Consider the following 16,664-nt stretch of genomic DNA (forward strand, 5'->3'; position numbering starts at 1 on the left):
CCTGCCCCCGTGTCATGGGTCGGACGTTTCGGTTTCGTCCGATTGTATGACACGGGGAGGCACTGCGTGCAAGGCTTCACCGTGCTTAGGAAGCGTCGTTGACCACGTTGACCGGGGCGCCCTGCGCAAAGGCGCGGATGTTCTCGGCGGTCATCTTCATGAGCCGCTGTCTGGACTCCAGCGTGGCCCACGCCACGTGCGGGGTGATTAGGCAGTTGGGCGCGTGCATCAGCGGGTTGTCCTTTGCGGGCGGTTCCTGCGCCAGTACGTCCAGTCCGGCTCCGGCGATGGTTCCGGCCTCCAGGGCGCGAGCGAGATCCTCTTCATTGACGAGTGTTCCGCGCGCCGTGTTGATGAGGAACGCTGAGGCTTTCATGCGGCCCAACAGGTCGGCGTTCACGAACTCCTTGTTGTCCGATGTCTGGGGGCAGTGCAGGGAGATGGCGTCGGAGTTGGCGAAGACCGTGTCGAGGTCCGCGAACTCCACGGTTCCCCACTCCGGTTGCGGCTTGGGACGCGGGGCGTGGGCCAGAATCTTCATGCCGAAGGCGTGTCCGAGGCGCGCGGCCTCCTGTCCGATGCCGCCAAATCCGATGATGCCGAGGGTCTTTCCGGCCAGTTCCGTCTGCCCGAAGGCGATGTTGCAGAAGTCTGGCTGGTCGGACCAGCCTCCGTTTTTGGTGGACGCGTCATAGGCGCCGGTGCGGGAGGCGAGCTCCAGCAGAAGGGCCATGACATGCTGGGCCACCGCGGGAGTGGAGTAGCCCGGAACATTGGAGACAGGAATCCCCCGGGCAGCGGCGGCCTTGATGTCCACGACATCGTATCCGGTGGCAAGCACGCTGATGTATTTCAGGTCCGGCAGTTCGCCGATGACCTCGGCAGGCAGTTTCGTTTTGTTGGTCAGGATCACGTCCGCTCCGGCGGCGCGCGGAACGATATCGCTTTCGGGGGTGCGGTCGTGCACCTCCAGCGTCCCGTGGGTTTCGATCTCGTCCCAGGGGTTGTCTCCGGGGTTCAACGTATATCCGTCAAGTACGACTATTTTCATGGCGGTGCTCCTTGTTTTGGAGCCGGAGCGTATCATTGGAGCAATGTGAAGGCCAGACCATTGCGGTTCTCGGGAGGCGGTGCTATTGAATCGAGATGCTTTTGAAGGATGAATATACAAGGCCGGATTTCTCATCCTGCGTACTGGTAGTGGTGGATATGCAGAACGACTTCGTGCAACCGGAAGGCGCTGCGTCCTCCGAGCAGGCCCTTGAGATTCTGCCGGGAACCGTCCGGCTGGTGCGCTCCTTTCGCGAGGCGCAGATGCCGGTGGCGCATGTGGTGCGGCTGTATCATCCTGACGGGAGCAACGCCGAGCGCGGCCGCCGGACCTTCCTTCGTTCCGGAGGACAGCTGGTGGTCCCGGACACTTGGGGGGCGCAGGTCGCTGCCGGACTTTTGCCCGAAGACGCGCAGGTGGACGACGCCGAGCTCATCTACGGTGAGCCTCTCCCCCTCGGTCCGAACGAAAGCATCCTCTACAAGCCTTCCTGGAGCGCCTTCTTCAAGACCCAGCTTGAGTGGCGAATCCTCGACACGCTGGCCGAAACGGTCATCATCACCGGCACGTGGTTTCCCAACTGCATTCGCCAGACCATCTACGACGCCATCAGCCTCGACTACCGCGTTGTCGCCGTGCGCGACTGCATTGCGGGCATCACGGACAAGGACTGCGACGACCTCGTCAAGGTCGGCTGTTCTGTCCTGACGGCGGACGAGGTGGCGGCTGAGGTCGGATAGCGTCCGGCCTTGAGTGGCGCTTCTTCAGTGACCCTTCCAACTTCCCGGAGCCGTTGAGAAACGGGTTTCCTTGCCGGACCGGGGGCTCGCCCGGCTCGGCCCAGATTCTCTAAAAGGGACAAGAGGTCTTTCAGTTTCTGACTGGCGGGAAGGCAATAGAGCTGCTCGAAAAGCGATGGCACTTTTTGTCGGCGCTGTGGCCAGAGGACTGCTGTCCTCCTAGAGGTCCCCTTTCCCGGAAAGAAGGCAATAGGCTGTAACGCAGTGATCGAGGATGGAAAACATGTCCTCGACAGGGCCGTACTCGCCCTTTTCTGTGGGGATGTGAAAGCTCAGGTCCGCCGCATTCCGCAGGGCCCCTCCGTCGAACCCGGTGCAGCCGATAACAATGGCTCCCTTCTGGCTTGCGACCTCCACGGCCCGGACTATGTTGGGAGAATTGCCGCTGACCGAGAGCGCAATCAGTACATCTCCCCTGCCAATGAGCGGCTCAAGCTGGCTTGCGTATACTTCGTCATAAGAAGTGTCGTTGGCGACAGCGCTGATGATGGCCATGTTGTCAGTGAGGCTCATTGCCTTGAACGCGGGTTTGTTCGCTATGCGTGAAGCACCAACGGAAAGGTCGTTTGCGAAGTGGCTCGCCGACGATGCGCTTCCGCCGTTGCCGACGAAGAAAACGGTTTTGCCAGTGTCCCGGGCTTCCATCAGGGTCTCAGCTATTCTGCCTATTTGATCAAAATCACAAGATGTTGCGAGCTTGGCGATATAGCGCATGTATTCAGCGGCAAAAGCTGAAGCACTCATACCGTCACTGTAGGCTTCTCGAAGTGTCGCCATTGCTATGGCCTCTCCTTTTGGTTTGGGCTGTACCTGCCGGATACCGGCCCAACTCGTATCAATTCGCTGCTGTTAAAGTCATCCGTGATTGATGACCGGGGGCGGGCTCGCTTCGCGCTTCTGTGTCGGCCGGATTTCTGAGCGAAGCCACATGAAGAAGTGGGCCCGGTTTTTGAAGCGATAGGTTTGCTTGTCACTTTACGACAGGAGAACCCGCTATGCTCCGGATGTCGTGTTCCGGTTGGGTCGGAGGCTTTGAAGGTGACTACAGCAACGTTTCTCAGTGCCAAAAAAAAGCCCGGAATGCAATCATGGCGTTGCCTCTCGCATGGTTTGGCCCTCAAGCTGGAAAAGCGGGTGAGTTTGGAGGGTATGGTAAATTGTTTGGTGATGATGTGAAGAGACCTGTGACGAAGTGTCTGCGCCTTGGGAGAAGGTCCAAGTCCATGTTGTCAAGAGTGCATCTCGGGCAGAAGTGGACATGAATAGTGTGATTGGTTTGATAATTAGCTCATTGAAATTGATATGTTGTAGGGTGGAAGAGTTGGTAGGGGGGCGTGGCTCCTGATCTCCATGCGGCATGAATGTACAGTCATACTTGTTGCGTTGCTCTGTCGAAGCCTGATATGTGTTCGGCTTTCGTCATGGAAAGCAGGTGATATTGTCGCTGAGACGATGACTGGTCTGTATCAGCTATTACTGCGGGTGAAAGGTTTCAATGGGCAGCGAGTGCAGGCAGAGAATCGAGTATCGTCCAGAGATTGACGGTCTGAGGGCATTCGCCGTCCTTTCTGTCATCGTACACCATCTGGATTCGCGTTGGTTGCAGGGCGGGTATGTCGGTGTTGACGTCTTTTTCGTCATATCCGGGTACTTGATTACCACCATCATCCGCAGGGAAATGTCCGGTGGCAGGTTCTCTTTGTTCAGCTTCTACGCACGGCGAATGAAGCGGATACTCCCTTTACTGTTTACGGTGATTGTCGCAACGCTTGGCGCAGGCTATTTTCTCTACTTCCCGCCTCACATGGAAGCCGCGGCAAACTCCTCGATAGCAAGTATCTTCAGCCTCGCGAACATACGGTTTGCCATGGTTGATGGCGGATACTTCGCGCTTCCGAGCTCGTTTCTCCCGTTGCTGCATACGTGGTCGCTGAGTGTCGAGGAGCAGTATTATTTCATTTACCCGCTGATCCTCTGGGGCGTCTTCGGCAAAGGGGTCTCTTCCGGGAGTGTCAAGGGTGGGATTCTTGTTTGCGCGTGTCTGTCTGTGGCGGCTGCTTCATTGATGGGACGGGATCCGGCTCTGGCACAGTGGAGCTATTACCTTTTGCCAACTCGGGCCTTGGGTCTGTTGGTCGGCTGTTATCTCGGGCTCGGAAGAGGCGTTGCCTCGGGGCGCGCTGCACGGAATCTTCTCAGTGTCGCCGGGGTGTCGGCGCTGGTGCTGGCTGTGACGACATTCGACAGGGCGACTCCTTTTCCCGGGGTGAGTTCCCTTCTCCCATGTCTGGGGGCAGGGTGCGTCATCCTTGGGGGCAGGGACTCGTGGGCAGGGCGTATTCTAGCTCTCAGGGGCGTCGTTTTTATAGGCCTGATCTCGTACTCATTGTACATGTGGCATTGGCCTGTACTTGCAACGATGCGGATAATCAGCGAATCAGAGAGGCTCTCGCTACCCTTCATTGGTATGGCGGTACTGCTGACGGGAGTCGCGTCCGTCCTGTCCTGGCGGTTTATCGAGCAGCCTTTTCGCTGCATGCGGTTTTCCTTCTGGGGGACTGCTGTGCGGTATGCGATACTGCCGGCTGTAGTTCTGGTGGGTGTCTGCCTGTTTATCCGGCAGGCGGACGGACTTGAAGGACGTTTTGCAGACTTGGATCCGGGGAGCAGGAAAGTCACCACGTTCGACTATCTCTACAACGAGGACATGGCGGAGTACAATGCCCAGGCCAGACCTCTTCTGAAGGACGTCGGCAGTGTTGGCATTGTGCTGACAGGAGATTCCCATGCCATGCACTTTACGGATTTTCTTCACGCCCTCCCCGTAATGCAGAAGCCGGAAATACGGTTTGTAAGCCTTGCGGTGAGTGGACTCCCGGCGGCGCAGGACGTTGAGGACTCCATGGTGGATAATCCGGCATTCGCCACCAAGCTCCGGAAACTCGAGAGTCGAGTTGTTGAAAGGGCCGATGTCGTCTTCATCGCGAGTCGTTACGAGTTCTTCATTTGCGACACCACCCCGAATCCGGAGCATTGCAGCCAGACTTATCTTTACGAACTCGAGAGCTTTGTGTCGCGCCTTGTAGAGAAGGGCAAAAAGGTCGTCCTGCTGGGCCAGATTCCCAAATTCGAAGTGTCTCATGCCAACTACCTTCGTTACAGGGAGCGCTATCCGTGGTGGCCGGTACTTAATGACCGACTTGACCCTGACTATCGTGAGGCCAATGTGAGGGTCAGGCGGCTCGCTGACGCAAGCGACCATGTGCTCTATGTGGATTTTGATTCAACGCTTTGCTCTGACGGTGAGTGCGCCAGACGGCAGGGTGGCGTCATGCTTTACAAGGACAGCAACCACCTGAGCGCAACCGGTGCTTCCTTGCTGGCCGAGCAGTTTGTCAGATCGGATGAGTATGAGCGCCTGCAGTCCTTCCTGCTGAACAAGATATGGCAGTAGGCGAAGTCGGTGTCCCTTCTGAGCGGCAGCGAGCTCCATCCATGGTTACAGGATGTACTCGGTTGCCTGAAGGATGTTGTTCGCGATGTGGTCGGGTTTGTGGAATCCGTTTTGACCATCGCTGCCGCCGAAGCCGGTTTTCACAAGAACTGTTCGGGTGCCGCACTGTTTGCCCGCCGCCACATCGACATGCCGGTCGCCGATGATGTAGGATTGCGAGAGGTCGATATTCATGGCCTTGGCAGCCTGTTGGAGCATCCCGGGAGCCGGTTTGCGGCAGTTGCATGGTCTTTTCAGCTCCGGGACTTCCCCCTTGAATCCTTTTTCGGGGTGGTGGGGGCAATAGTATATGGCGTCAAGGTAGGCGCCCCTCTCTCCCAGCTGTGTTTCCATGGTCTTGTGAATGGAATCGAGTGTTTCGCGGCTCATGAATCCTTTGGCAACGGCCGGCTGGTTCGTCACGACAACTGCGAGATAGCCTGAGCCGTTGATTCTTGCCACGGCTTCCGCGGCCCCCGGAAGAAGACGAAAATCGCCGGGCGACGACAGATCGCCGATTTCCTCGTTGAGTACGCCGTCGCGGTCCAGAAAGATGGCTTTTTGCCTGTTCTTCATGTTGAGCATAGGAGGCAGCCCCGTCTCCAGAGCGCCTTCGACCTTTGCCAGCCTGTCGGGAGTGCCTATGTCCTTGATGTACTCCGAAGTCTGGTAGGCTCTGAATCCGGCGGGATGGTTCACGGCCATCGGAAAAACGTCTCTCCCGAAATCCGAAGCTCCCACCGTGGGGATGAAGGAGAAGATATCGGGGGAAAGGATGTAGACCGCCGCATTGACGAGATTTCTGTAAATCAACCCTTCCGGGTGTGGCTTTGGCAGGAAGGCGGTGACTCTTCCGTTCCGGTCGACTTCCACGAGGTCACTGTCGTAGGGGTGATCGTTGGGGTGGACTAAAAGGGTGGCAAGGCTGTCTTCTCTGCTGTCGTACGCAATCATCCGTTCCATGGCGAAGTCGGCATAAATGTCGCCATAGAGAACCATGAACCGTTCGTCGATACTGTTTTTGAGCTGATTGATGGAGCCGGCCGTTCCGAGTGGGGTGCTTTCTTCTATGTGTGTGATCGGGATCCCAAAGTTTTCACCGTTGCCGAAGTGGTCGCGGATGACATGTGAAAGGTGCCCGCTCAGTATGAGAACTTCCTCCATGCCGGAGGCTGCGGCGAGGCGAACATGATGCTCGAGAAGTGGTTTGCCACAGACGGGAACCATGGGTTTCGGGATGTCCTGCAGACCGAGCCGGGTTCCTTTGCCCCCGGCGATGATGACGAGTTTCATCGTCTCCTCCGGATATTACGACAACGTTGCAAGCGTCTCCTCGGTTCTTCGAATCAACGCTTCGTTGTTGTAGTTTTCGACTATGCGAGTTCGCAGTGTCGCTGCTTGGGGTGGGGCTTGGAGTGTCCTTGCGACTGCATGGGCAAGCTCGACGGGGCGACCGGGGGGAACACATTCCCCTGTGGGGCCGATTATGGCCTCAGAGTCGCCCACGGCTGTTGCCACGCAAGGGACGCCGCATGCCATGGCTTCACCCAGTACATTGGGAAATCCCTCTCCGTATGCGGAACTGAGGCAGAGCAGGTCGAAAGCATTATAGACCTCCGGAAGATCCTGCCGCTGTCCGAGCCAAAGAACTTTTTCCCCGACTCCCAGATCCGTGGCTACTTGCCTGAGTCTGTCGAGAGCGCCTGCCGGGCCGTCGCCCGCACAGGCGAGAAAAACATTGTTATCCTCTTGGGTGATACGAGCAAAGGCTTGCAGCAGGGTCGTGTGGTCCTTCATCGGGTCCAGTCGCCCCACATGTCCGACAAGGCGCCCCTCCGAAGGGATCCCCCACTGAGTGCGAAGGCTCATCCCCGCTTCCGGTGCTGGCTTGAAGCGGTCCGTGTCGATGCCGTTTGGGATGACGGTCATGCGCTCTCGCGGGAAGCCGCACTTCGCCGCATAGTCGAGTCCTGCCCGGGAGTTCGCGATGATACGTTTCGGCAGGGACGACAGGGCGCATTCAATGCGCCAGTGAAGACTGTTGATTCTCCCGTACCGGGACAAATCCATGTCCGAGGCCCGAAGCCCCCAAATGACGTTTCCGTCTGGGATCATTCTTTTAAAAAGGGTGGAGAAAAGGTTGGCAGTGCCCAGATAGCTGTGGAGCAGATCCGGACGAAAGTCGGCGATGAGGCCTCGCAGTCTGAGCAAAAAACCCGGCAGGTCCCAACGCCCCTTCTTCTCAAGGTCGCAAAGAGGGACGTCCACGAGGTCCGCTTCCAGACTTCCCCCTCCGTAGAAAACGGCTACCAACACTTCGTGGCCATCCCGGACGAGGCCGTTGGCGAGAGTTGCAAGCTGGCGCTCGGCGCCGCCAACTTCAAGCGATCGTATCAAGAAAAGAATCTTCATGGTCCTACCGGCCGTTCATCCACCGTTCATACCAAGCCTGAAACATGAGAACGTCCCATATATAATAGTGCCAGTTGCGCTCCCCATCCAGATACTCATTCCACATGCGCCTGACTTGTCGGACGTCGAGCAGTCCGTGGTTCTTGAGGCGTACAGGGTCGAGAAGGCTCTCGCACCAGTCGCGCAACTCCTTCTTGAGCCAGTGTTCAATGGGGACAGCAAAGCCTTTCTTCTCTCTTTCGAACAGCTGTCGGGGAACATGGCGTTCCAGAACCTTTCGCAGAAGCCACTTGTTTTCCCCGTCTCGGATTTTATAATCGTCGGGCAGGGAGGCGGCAAACTCCACAACGCGGTGATCAAGCAGCGGGACTCGTGCTTCAAGGCTGACAGCCATGCTCGTCCGGTCCAGCTTCGTGAGGATGTCGTCCGGAATATACTGTTTCAGGTCCAGATACGCTGCCTGATGACGTATGCTCCCATTCATGTTGAACGGGGCGTTGAAGGCTGTCCCGGGCTCTTTCGCTCCTATCACGAAGTCTTCAGGCGTCTTGTGGTGGGACACGAGGTATTGATAGAATGCCTTGAAATCCCGCGACTCCACTCCGCTCAGCCGCCACCGGTACTTGAGGCCTTTCGAGCCTATAAGCTGCCAAGCCCACGCAGGGAGTCGGGATCCTGCTCGGGAGAGGAGTTTGCGGGCTCCAAGCGGGATCGTCGACAGCTTGTTCCAGAGCCTGATCCAGTTGTATCTTTCATAACCGAGGAACAGCTCGTCACCGCCGTCGCCGCTCAGTGAGACGGTGACGTCTTTTCTGGCCATGGCGCATACTGCCAGCGTGGGAATTTGGGATGAGTCTGCAAAGGGCTCGTCCCAGTATTCCGGCACGAGCCTGACGGACTCCAGGAGGTCGTCGGGAGTGACGACAAGCTCCGTATGGTCCGTCCCCAGGTGGTTGGCAATAGCTCGGGCGTGATCTGCTTCGTTGAACCTGCTGTCTTCAAAGCCGATGCAGAATGTTTTGATCGGGGTGGAACTCTGAGCCTGCATGAGTGCGGCGACAGTCGAGGAGTCTATGCCACCGGAGAGGAAGGCGCCAAGAGGAACGTCTGCGATCATGCGACGGCCTACGGCGTCGTTCAGCAGGGCCTCAAGGTGGTCGGCCGCATCCTCTGGATCAAGGTGGAAGCGTTGCCCTGAAGACGGCCGCGTCCAGATGTCTTCAAGATTCCAATAGGCAGCAGTGTCGACCCGTGACGTGTTCGTATCAAAGGTGACAATGGTCCCCGGAGACACCTTGTGATAGTCCCTGAAGATGCAATGTGGCTGCGGGACATAGTTATGACGAAAGTACGCTGCCAGCGCGTCGGGATTGATCTCGGGCTTCATCTCCGGGTAGGCGAGCATGGCCTTGAGTTCAGAACCGAACACGAAGGCGTCCCCGGTCATGCTGTAGAAAAGCGGCTTGATGCCCAGCCTGTCCCGGCAAAGGGAAAGGGTCCTTTCCCGCTTGTCCCATAAACCGAAGGCGAACATGCCAATGAAGCGCTTGACCGCCTTTTCGAGCCCCCAGAGCGAGACCGCCTCGAGAATCACTTCAGTGTCGGTTCCGCTTCTGAAGCTGTGCCCGCTCTGCTCGAGTTCCTTCCTGAGGTCGGAGAAATTGTATACCTCTCCGTTGTAGCTGATGACAAATCTGCCGCAGGAAGATTCCATTGGCTGCCGTCCGCCATCAGAGAGATCGAGAATTGAAAGGCGTCGGTGCCCGAGGGCAATGCCTTGCGCCCGGTCAACCCAGTGCCCGGAGGCATCTGGGCCCCGGTGGCGCAGGGAGCGGGTCATTCGTTCGAGGATTTCCCTGCCGGAATCGCTCGCCGCGACGGCGCGTGACCAGTAGCCGGCTATTCCGCACATTGGCTACTCAGCCCCGTCTTTTCGGAAGAGGAACTCATTGCATCCAATTCCATTGGTGCTGACGAGGCGTTCGAGGCTGAATCCTCGCTGCCGGTAGAATTCGAAGACCTCTCCGGGGGTGGCTACTTCAAAAGGCCACCCTCCAACCCAGTCAATCAGGTCGTGCATTGCGGACATGCCGCGGTGGGAAGAATAGTTTCGCCAGGTGTGCATCGGCTTTCCTCTAAGGAGGTCCCGGATCATGGTAGGGCCCCAGAGCCGTGTCGCGCAAAGAAAAACGAGAACAGGACGAACTGCGGCGGGGAGCCTGTTGTATAAGCTCTTTATTTTTTTCCACAAAGAGGATGGCCACCCTTGATCGTTGTAAATGGCAACCAACAGTCGGCCGCCGGGCCTGACTGCCGGAGCGGCATTTGCGAGCCCGGTCCACATGTCCCCGGTGTGGTGCAGAACGCCCCATGAGTAGACGATGTCGAAGCTGCCCAGAGAGCGGATGTAGTTCTCATCGAGCGCGTCGCCTTTCGTTGCTGTCCAGCTGTCATTGTCAGGGTAAAAGCGGTCTTTTAACGACAGCGTGCATTCAACGGAGTCCTGATCGAAATCAAATGAAGTGACGCTGGCGGCACCGAGGCGAATTGCGGCAAGCGAGGACAAGCCGCTTCCGCAGCCGATATCGAGAAAACTCCTGCCCTTGAGCCCTTCGGCACCGAGGAGAGACGTCAAGCCTTTCTCGGCCTCATGTATCTGCGCATCATCTAGAAGGCGGCTGAAGTCTTTCCAGTTCTTGCCAAATGAAAATCTGTTGCTGCTCATTTTCGTGCCTTATAGCCCATCCAAAACATTGTGAGCCCGCTTTTGCCATGTGTATTCCCGAGTAAAGTCTTCGTACGCTCTGTCGGCAAGCTGCTGCCTCTTCGGGGCATCCTTGAGACTCTCCAGTGCGCGGATCCACTCTTGCGGGGTGTCCGGGGCCACCAGAACAGCAGAGTCATCTGACAGAATCTCACGCAAGACCGGCAGGTCTGATGCAATGATGGCACGCCTGCTCGACATGTATTCGAATATCTTCAAGGGTGACATGTAGTCGACTGTGTTGCCTGTTCCGTCAATTGTAACCCGCCTCTGGTAGGGAGCCAGCAAGACGTCGCATGCAGCGCGATACCTGACTACTTCAGCAGGGGCGATATAGCCGTGAAAATGTACGTTGACCGGGGTCGGTTTGGACTGCCAGTTCTCGAGGTCTTTTCTGAGCCCCCCGATAAGATGAAAGTCCACTTCGGGCATTCGGTTGGCCATCTCCATGACAATTGAAATCCCGCGTCCCGGAAACAGGCTCCCGGTGTACCCGACCTGAAGGGCAGAGCGTCTTCCCGGCCACGGTTCTGTCGGGGGTGCATCATCATATATGTCTGCTGCGTCATGGGCAACCGTGATCGCGCTTTCGGAGAGAATACCGCGCTCCAGATACATTTTTCTGAGCCGTTCGGAGATTACCACCAGCCTCCGAAAGTGAGGGGAAGCCACCAGCCTTGCAAAAAGCACGGACTCGAGTCGTCCTTGCCAGACGGGCATGTGAGATTCGTAAACAGTGGGGATGCCGCACTTGGCCGAAGCCAGACAGCCCATAAGGTTGCGGCCGTAGACCAGATCCGGTTCGGTGGCTCTGATGAGTTTTTTGCATTGCCGGTAGAGCTGCCATGCGGAGTGCAGGTACCGGAGTCTGCTTCCTCGCGGAGGGGTGTAGGGGAGCTGAACCAACTCGAAATCGTTGGACACGCCGTAGTAGTCGCGTGGCTCCTGAGCGGCCCGGCCGGGCCCCTCCCAGTCAAGGGCCGCGAGCGTGATGGCATGTCCTTGCGAGGCCATTGCGTCCGCCATCCGCATGACATGGATGGAGTCTACGGTTGGCGAGGGGATGACTGATTGTGATATATAAAGTGTTCGCATTGTGGTTAGCGTGTGCAGCCGAGGTCCAGAAAGTCCAGCTCTTTTGCCGGGTACTCGTCACCCGGTCGCCGGACAAGAACTCTTCCGGCATTGGATTTGATGGATTCTTCCAGCGCCTTGGTGGAAACGAAACCGTCGAAGGCGTCGCTTTGCAAGGCCATTGTCAACAGCATGCGTTGCACCATGACCTCGCCGGGGTGAAAGCCGTCAATAAATTCGCATGGGTTTGAATTCAGGGCCGAGGGGTCGTGGAAGTCGAACGCGGAAAAGCCTTCTCCCTTGAGTGCGCTGATGAGTTTTGTAACGTATCCGTATCCATTTGTCTCTTTCATAGTTTCCAGGCATGCGGGTGCCATTGGAGGAATGAAGAGGACAAGGCGTATCCCTTGCTCTTTGCAGAGCCTTGCCACCGATCGAAGGGTCTCCAGCCTTGAGCTGTCGAAATCTGCTGCGTGTGCGAAACGCCCGTCCCCTGTTTCGATTCTTTTTCGGGTATTTTTAAAGCGTACATCTTTAAAGTCGTACTCTGCATCGAAGATGGTGGCGCCGTAAAAGTAGGAGCCGTCCTGCCTGAAACCGTTGGCATGCATTATGGCGTTGAGCCCAATGCTGCGAGAGTTGATGAAAGGGGAGGGGCCGGGAGCGGAAACCAGATGTTCGGCATAGTATGCGGGGGAAATCTTCCCTTGCAACACGAGACGAGTTGGGAGCGTGAGTTTCTTGGTGGTCACCTCGTCTCCCTTTAGCCTGTGATGAACGAAGTTCGAAGGGGTTCGCTCTGGATGAAACCACCAGAAATCCAACCCGAGCAGCACAAGTTTTGGGGTATGCAGTGGGAGGGCATCCTCAAGGAACTGCTCTGCTTCTTCAATGTAGTGTATCGCCCCGCCCGCATTTGTCATGGGTCGGGTGAAGAAGAAGTTGCGGAACTGCATGGTACGCGATGACCCCATGACAAGGATATCCGGCTTTCTGATTTCGTGGAGGGCCAGCTTGTAGGCATAGGCGTTCTGGTAGAATGCGGGGCCGTAGAGCCCACCTCGCTTGTTCTGCAGGGCTGCGGCTTCTTTGATGGGCATCATCTCGCCAACCCGGGCTACGAAAAGCAGATTGAGCAGCGAAGGTATCAGGCAGATGACCAGGGTGACGAGTACCGTACGATTGAATGAGGTGTATTTTGTCATGGTACTAGAATTGGAAATATATGAATTCGGAAGGCTGGTTGAGCAGAATCAACGCTGCGGCGAACATGCAGCCGACCAATATGGCCTTCACTCTGGTCGGCTTCCATGTGTTCACTATCGTCCGGGAGTCGGGCATGAAAAGCGTCACCACAAAGGAGACGGCAAGCAGCAGCATCAGCGTCGTGTCGATGCCGAGTGAGCGGAATGTCCCTCCGGGGAGTAACGTGAGCGGGCCCACAGTCACAGGGTGGCTGATGAGCGCCGAGGGAAGGTTTATTCCGTGGATACCTGTCATGCGCGCTATAAGCGTCATGGCATCGGTAATCGAGTCGGCTCTGAAGAACACCCAGCAAAAGACCACGAAAACAAATGTGAGAAGCCATGCCAGAAACCCGGGCAACTGAAATCTGGACCTCTCCCACAGGCGCTGGACAACAAGACCTGCTCCGTGAAGCGCGCCCCAGACAACGAACGTCCATGCCGCACCATGCCAGATGCCGCCTATCAGGAACGTGATGAAGACGTTGCCCAGCGTCCGGGGGAAGGTCTTCCGGTTTCCTCCCAGAGGGATGTAAATGTAGTCGCGAAGAAAGCGGGACAGCGTTATGTGCCAGCGTCTCCAGAACTCTTGAATGCTGCGGGCCTTGTAAGGTGAGCGGAAGTTGCGGGGCAGTCGGATGTTCAGCAGAAGCGCCGACCCGGTTGCCATGTCCATGTAGCCGCAAAAATCGAAATACAGCTGAAAAGTGTAGCTGAGCGCGGTTGTCCATGCTCCGGCGAAAGTCAGGCTTTCAGGTGCATTGAATCCGATGGCGACCCAATGGGAGAGATTATCGGCTATGAGGATTTTCTTCATGAGGCCCATGCCGATCAACGCCAGCCCCTGAGCCGTTTTGACCGGGTCGGGGCTGCATGTGTTCCTTTTGTTGAATTGAGGCATCATCTCTGTGTGGTGGACGATGGGGCCTGCTATGAGTTGCGGAAAAAAGCAGACGAACAGGCAATACCGCGAGAAAGAAGCCTCTCTGGCCTGTTTTTTCGAGATGTCAACGATGTATGCGATCTGTTGGAATGTGAAGAAGCTGATAGCGAGTGGCAGGATGATGTGAGGTTGTGTGATGGAGGTGCCTGCAAGCATGTTTACGTTTTCGACCAGAAAATCGGTGTATTTGAAAAACGCGAGCAGGGACACGTTGAATACTACGCCCCCGGCCAGGTAGAGCGTTTTTCGTGAGTTGCTCGATGGGTTTTGGGAAATGGCTTTGCCGAGCAGGAAGTTGGCGACGATGGAGGCTGTCAGCAGGATCAGGTACGAAGGCTCCCACCAGCCATAAAAGAAAAGTGACGCGCATACCAGCCACACTCTCTGCGCCCTTGCGCCGACCCGCCGCCCCAGTAGAAAGAAGATCGCGACGACAGTAGGCAGAAAAATGAGCAGGTATATATATGTATTGAAGAGCATGCAGCTTTTCCCTAGCGCAGAGTGTCTTTCAGGGCACGGCTGAGAGCCCGGGTGAAGATTTCGGCTCCCTTGGTGTTCATGTGGTCGGCGTCCCTGAAAAGGTCTTGTGCGTTCTGATAGTGTCTTCTGAAGTCGATTACGGGGGCTCCGAGAAGGAAGTCGCGCCCCTCGCTCTCAGACTCGTTTGCATATTCCAGATATTCGGAAGTTAGCGGATAGCGGATGAAGACGGGCTTTGCGCCGGATCGACGAAAGAGAGCGACGGTTTTGGCTATGTATTCGTCCAGGATGCTCGACTCGTCTGTCAAATGCCTTTGAACCTTCCTGCGTGCGGTCTTGAGACGTAGTTTCGGAGAGAGTGAGGCAAAGGATGAGGAATCCTTTCTGTACCCGTCTTTCTCGGATGGCTTGGTGCCGAGGGAGCGCATGCGCAGAGCCGTGATTATGTCGTTGGCGCTTCCCGCGTACGAGAAGACATCCCCCCGAATGAATTTTTCGAAATACTCAAGGTAACTACCGGTTTGCAGTCCCAGATCGATGTAGTCAACATATCGCCCCCAGATGGCTTCGGGATCGAATCTGTCAGCACGGTAATCCATTCTCGTATGGGGATCGAGAGGCAGTAAAACGACCTCGGGCGGAGCCAGACCGGCATCGAGGAGGTGTTTTGCCTTGTAGTATGTTTGGATTGCGTTCTCTCCCGGCGAGGCGGCATTGAACCATTGGTCAAACTGGCGTGTATCCACGGCATACGTCGGGTGCGAGTCTCCCAGTATCAAAACCTTTGGGGCTGGGGAGAGCGAGAGAAGGTTCTCCACATGACGCGCAACTGGATTGGTAATGCCAGTTGCCCATGTCCCAAGGCTGTGGAAGAACAAATGCAACGGTATGAATAGCCCGGCGAGTATCAGGACGTATCTTACGTGGTTTCGCACAGTCTAGCTTGCCTTAGAATTGAAAGTATATGAATTCGTTATGGCCGAACTGACCGAGAAGAATGGTGCCGAAAATGACGAACGTATCGGTTGCGATTCGTATCCATCCGGTTTGGCTCTCGACAAAGTCGGCCAGATCTCTGGTTCCACGGTACAGCTGAATGGCCAGCAGCGTCACCGTGAGGCACACGGTTATGGATGTGGCAATTTTATTCAACCCCGCGTCCATGATCAGTTCCATGAACACTGCTGGAGAAGTGGCCACTGCCCACCCTGAGGTCAGGTTCTGCAGGATCGTCATTGCCTGATCAAGAGTGTCTGCCCTGAAGAATATCCATGCAAAGCTGACCAACAGGAACGTGCGCACTATTCGGAGCAATCTGAATGTCTGCGAGACGTCTTTGCGAGGTTTTCCGCCGCGCGCTCTATTATAGACCAGCGAGCAGGCAAGATACAGCGCGTGAAGGGCGCCCCAGACGACAAATGTCATGTTGGCTCCGTGCCAGAGCCCGCTCAGAGTGAATACTATCGCAATGTTCTTGACCTGATGGAAAAGAGAAACCCTGTTCCCGCCCAGTGGGATGTAAACATAATCACGGAACCAGGACATCAGGGTGATGTGCCAGCGTCGCCAAAACTCCGAGACCGACTCGGAGAAGTAAGGGTGCGCGAAGTTCTCGGTCAGTCTTATGCCAAGTATCCTGGCCGCGCCAATGGCGATATCGCAGTATCCGGAAAAATCGCAGTATATCTGGAACGAGAAACATAGGGTTGCAAATACCAAAAGAGGCCCCTTCTGTTCATCAGGGGCAGAATAGACAGCATCGACGATGACGGAGAGTCTGTCGGCGATGACAACTTTCTTGAAAAAGCCCCAGCCGATGCGGCGAAGCCCTGAGAGTACCCTGTCAAAGTCGAAATCGCGGCTGAGGTCGAGCTGGGGCAGGATATCCTTTGAACGCTCGATAGGTCCTGCGACAAGCTGTGGGAAGAAGGAGACGAAAAGCGCGTATTTGCCGAAGCGTTTTTCCGGCAGCTGCTCGCCGCGGTATACATCGGCAAGGTAGCCAACGGTCTGAAAGGTGTAAAAGGATATCCCGATAGGCAGAAGGAGATCGAGCACCGGAGCAGGGGTGGTCTCGCCTTGCAGGAAAAGCGGTGACAGGTGCTGGCTGAAGAAATTGAAATATTTGAAAATAAACAGCAACCCCAGATTGAAGGTGCAACCTGCGGCAAACAGAAGCTGCTTTCGGCGTTGGTTTTTTGCGGTGTGGACGCTTCGCGCTACGAAGTAGCTGGTACTGGTGGCGAGCAGGAGCAGGGCCCCGTAGGCCGGCTCCCAGGAGATATAGAACCAGTAGCTCGCAACAAGGAGGAGCAGGCCTCGCCATCGGCGCGGCGACGCAAAGAACAGGCAACTCACCACTGAGAAAAAAATTATGAAATGGAGAGAGTTAAAGAGCATTAT

The 16,664-nt window shown here is 56.3% G+C and carries 13 protein-coding genes; 2 read left to right on the top strand and 11 right to left on the bottom strand.

Annotated features, from left to right (window positions below; genetic code table 11):
- Window positions 1–85: 85 nt before the first annotated feature.
- Complete coding sequence (locus BR24_RS03970) at window positions 86–1,051, bottom strand: D-2-hydroxyacid dehydrogenase (RefSeq protein WP_496540204.1); 966 nt, start codon at window positions 1,049–1,051, stop codon at window positions 86–88.
- Between the two features lie 95 nt (window positions 1,052–1,146).
- Between BR24_RS03970 and BR24_RS03975 the strand changes: the two genes are divergently transcribed.
- Window positions 1,147–1,791 carry a cysteine hydrolase family protein gene (locus BR24_RS03975; RefSeq protein WP_496540205.1) on the top strand — a complete coding sequence of 215 codons (645 nt, stop codon included), beginning with the start codon at window positions 1,147–1,149 and terminating at the stop codon, window positions 1,789–1,791.
- Window positions 1,792–2,010: 219 nt separating this feature from the next.
- Here BR24_RS03975 and BR24_RS03980 read toward each other — a convergent pair whose 3' ends face one another.
- The gene (locus tag BR24_RS03980) at window positions 2,011–2,628 is read right to left on the bottom strand and encodes a D-sedoheptulose-7-phosphate isomerase (protein ID WP_496540206.1); all 618 of its coding nucleotides are present in this window, start codon (window positions 2,626–2,628) and stop codon (window positions 2,011–2,013) included.
- A 718-nt stretch (window positions 2,629–3,346) separates the two neighbouring features.
- Here BR24_RS03980 and BR24_RS03985 point away from each other — a divergent pair.
- The gene (locus BR24_RS03985) at window positions 3,347–5,305 is read left to right on the top strand and encodes an acyltransferase family protein (RefSeq protein ID WP_496540207.1); all 1,959 of its coding nucleotides are present in this window, start codon (window positions 3,347–3,349) and stop codon (window positions 5,303–5,305) included.
- A 45-nt stretch (window positions 5,306–5,350) separates the two neighbouring features.
- Here the strand turns inward: BR24_RS03985 and BR24_RS03990 are convergent, their stop codons facing one another.
- The 9 genes from BR24_RS03990 to BR24_RS04030 are packed head-to-tail and all read right to left on the bottom strand — an operon-like array spanning window position 5,351 to window position 16,619.
- Window positions 5,351–6,637, bottom strand: coding sequence for an HAD-IIIA family hydrolase (locus BR24_RS03990; protein WP_496540208.1), 1,287 nt, complete (start codon window positions 6,635–6,637; stop codon window positions 5,351–5,353).
- Between the two features lie 15 nt (window positions 6,638–6,652).
- On the bottom strand, window positions 6,653–7,756 hold the full coding sequence (locus tag BR24_RS03995; protein ID WP_496540209.1) for a glycosyltransferase: 1,104 nt from the start codon (window positions 7,754–7,756) through the stop codon (window positions 6,653–6,655).
- 4 nt (window positions 7,757–7,760) lie between these two features.
- Window positions 7,761–9,668: an asparagine synthase (glutamine-hydrolyzing) gene (gene asnB / locus BR24_RS04000; RefSeq protein ID WP_496540210.1), complete on the bottom strand. Its 1,908-nt coding sequence runs from the start codon at window positions 9,666–9,668 to the stop codon at window positions 7,761–7,763.
- A 3-nt stretch (window positions 9,669–9,671) separates the two neighbouring features.
- Window positions 9,672–10,481: a class I SAM-dependent methyltransferase gene (locus BR24_RS04005; protein WP_496540211.1), complete on the bottom strand. Its 810-nt coding sequence runs from the start codon at window positions 10,479–10,481 to the stop codon at window positions 9,672–9,674.
- Window positions 10,482–10,490: 9 nt separating this feature from the next.
- Entirely contained in the window at window positions 10,491–11,615 is a 1,125-nt protein-coding gene (locus BR24_RS04010; protein WP_496540212.1) for a glycosyltransferase family protein, read from the bottom strand.
- A gap of 5 nt (window positions 11,616–11,620) precedes the next feature.
- Window positions 11,621–12,799 carry a hypothetical protein gene (locus BR24_RS04015; protein WP_496540213.1) on the bottom strand — a complete coding sequence of 393 codons (1,179 nt, stop codon included), beginning with the start codon at window positions 12,797–12,799 and terminating at the stop codon, window positions 11,621–11,623.
- A 4-nt stretch (window positions 12,800–12,803) separates the two neighbouring features.
- Window positions 12,804–14,261, bottom strand: coding sequence for an MBOAT family O-acyltransferase (locus BR24_RS04020; RefSeq protein ID WP_496540214.1), 1,458 nt, complete (start codon window positions 14,259–14,261; stop codon window positions 12,804–12,806).
- An 11-nt stretch (window positions 14,262–14,272) separates the two neighbouring features.
- A complete protein-coding gene (locus tag BR24_RS04025; protein ID WP_496540215.1) occupies window positions 14,273–15,196 on the bottom strand; it encodes a hypothetical protein in 924 nt (307 codons plus the stop codon).
- A 13-nt stretch (window positions 15,197–15,209) separates the two neighbouring features.
- Entirely contained in the window at window positions 15,210–16,619 is a 1,410-nt protein-coding gene (locus BR24_RS04030) for an MBOAT family O-acyltransferase (protein ID WP_496540216.1), read from the bottom strand.
- Window positions 16,620–16,664 lie beyond the last annotated feature (45 nt).

Source organism: Pseudodesulfovibrio halophilus DSM 5663 (assembly GCF_059568665.1).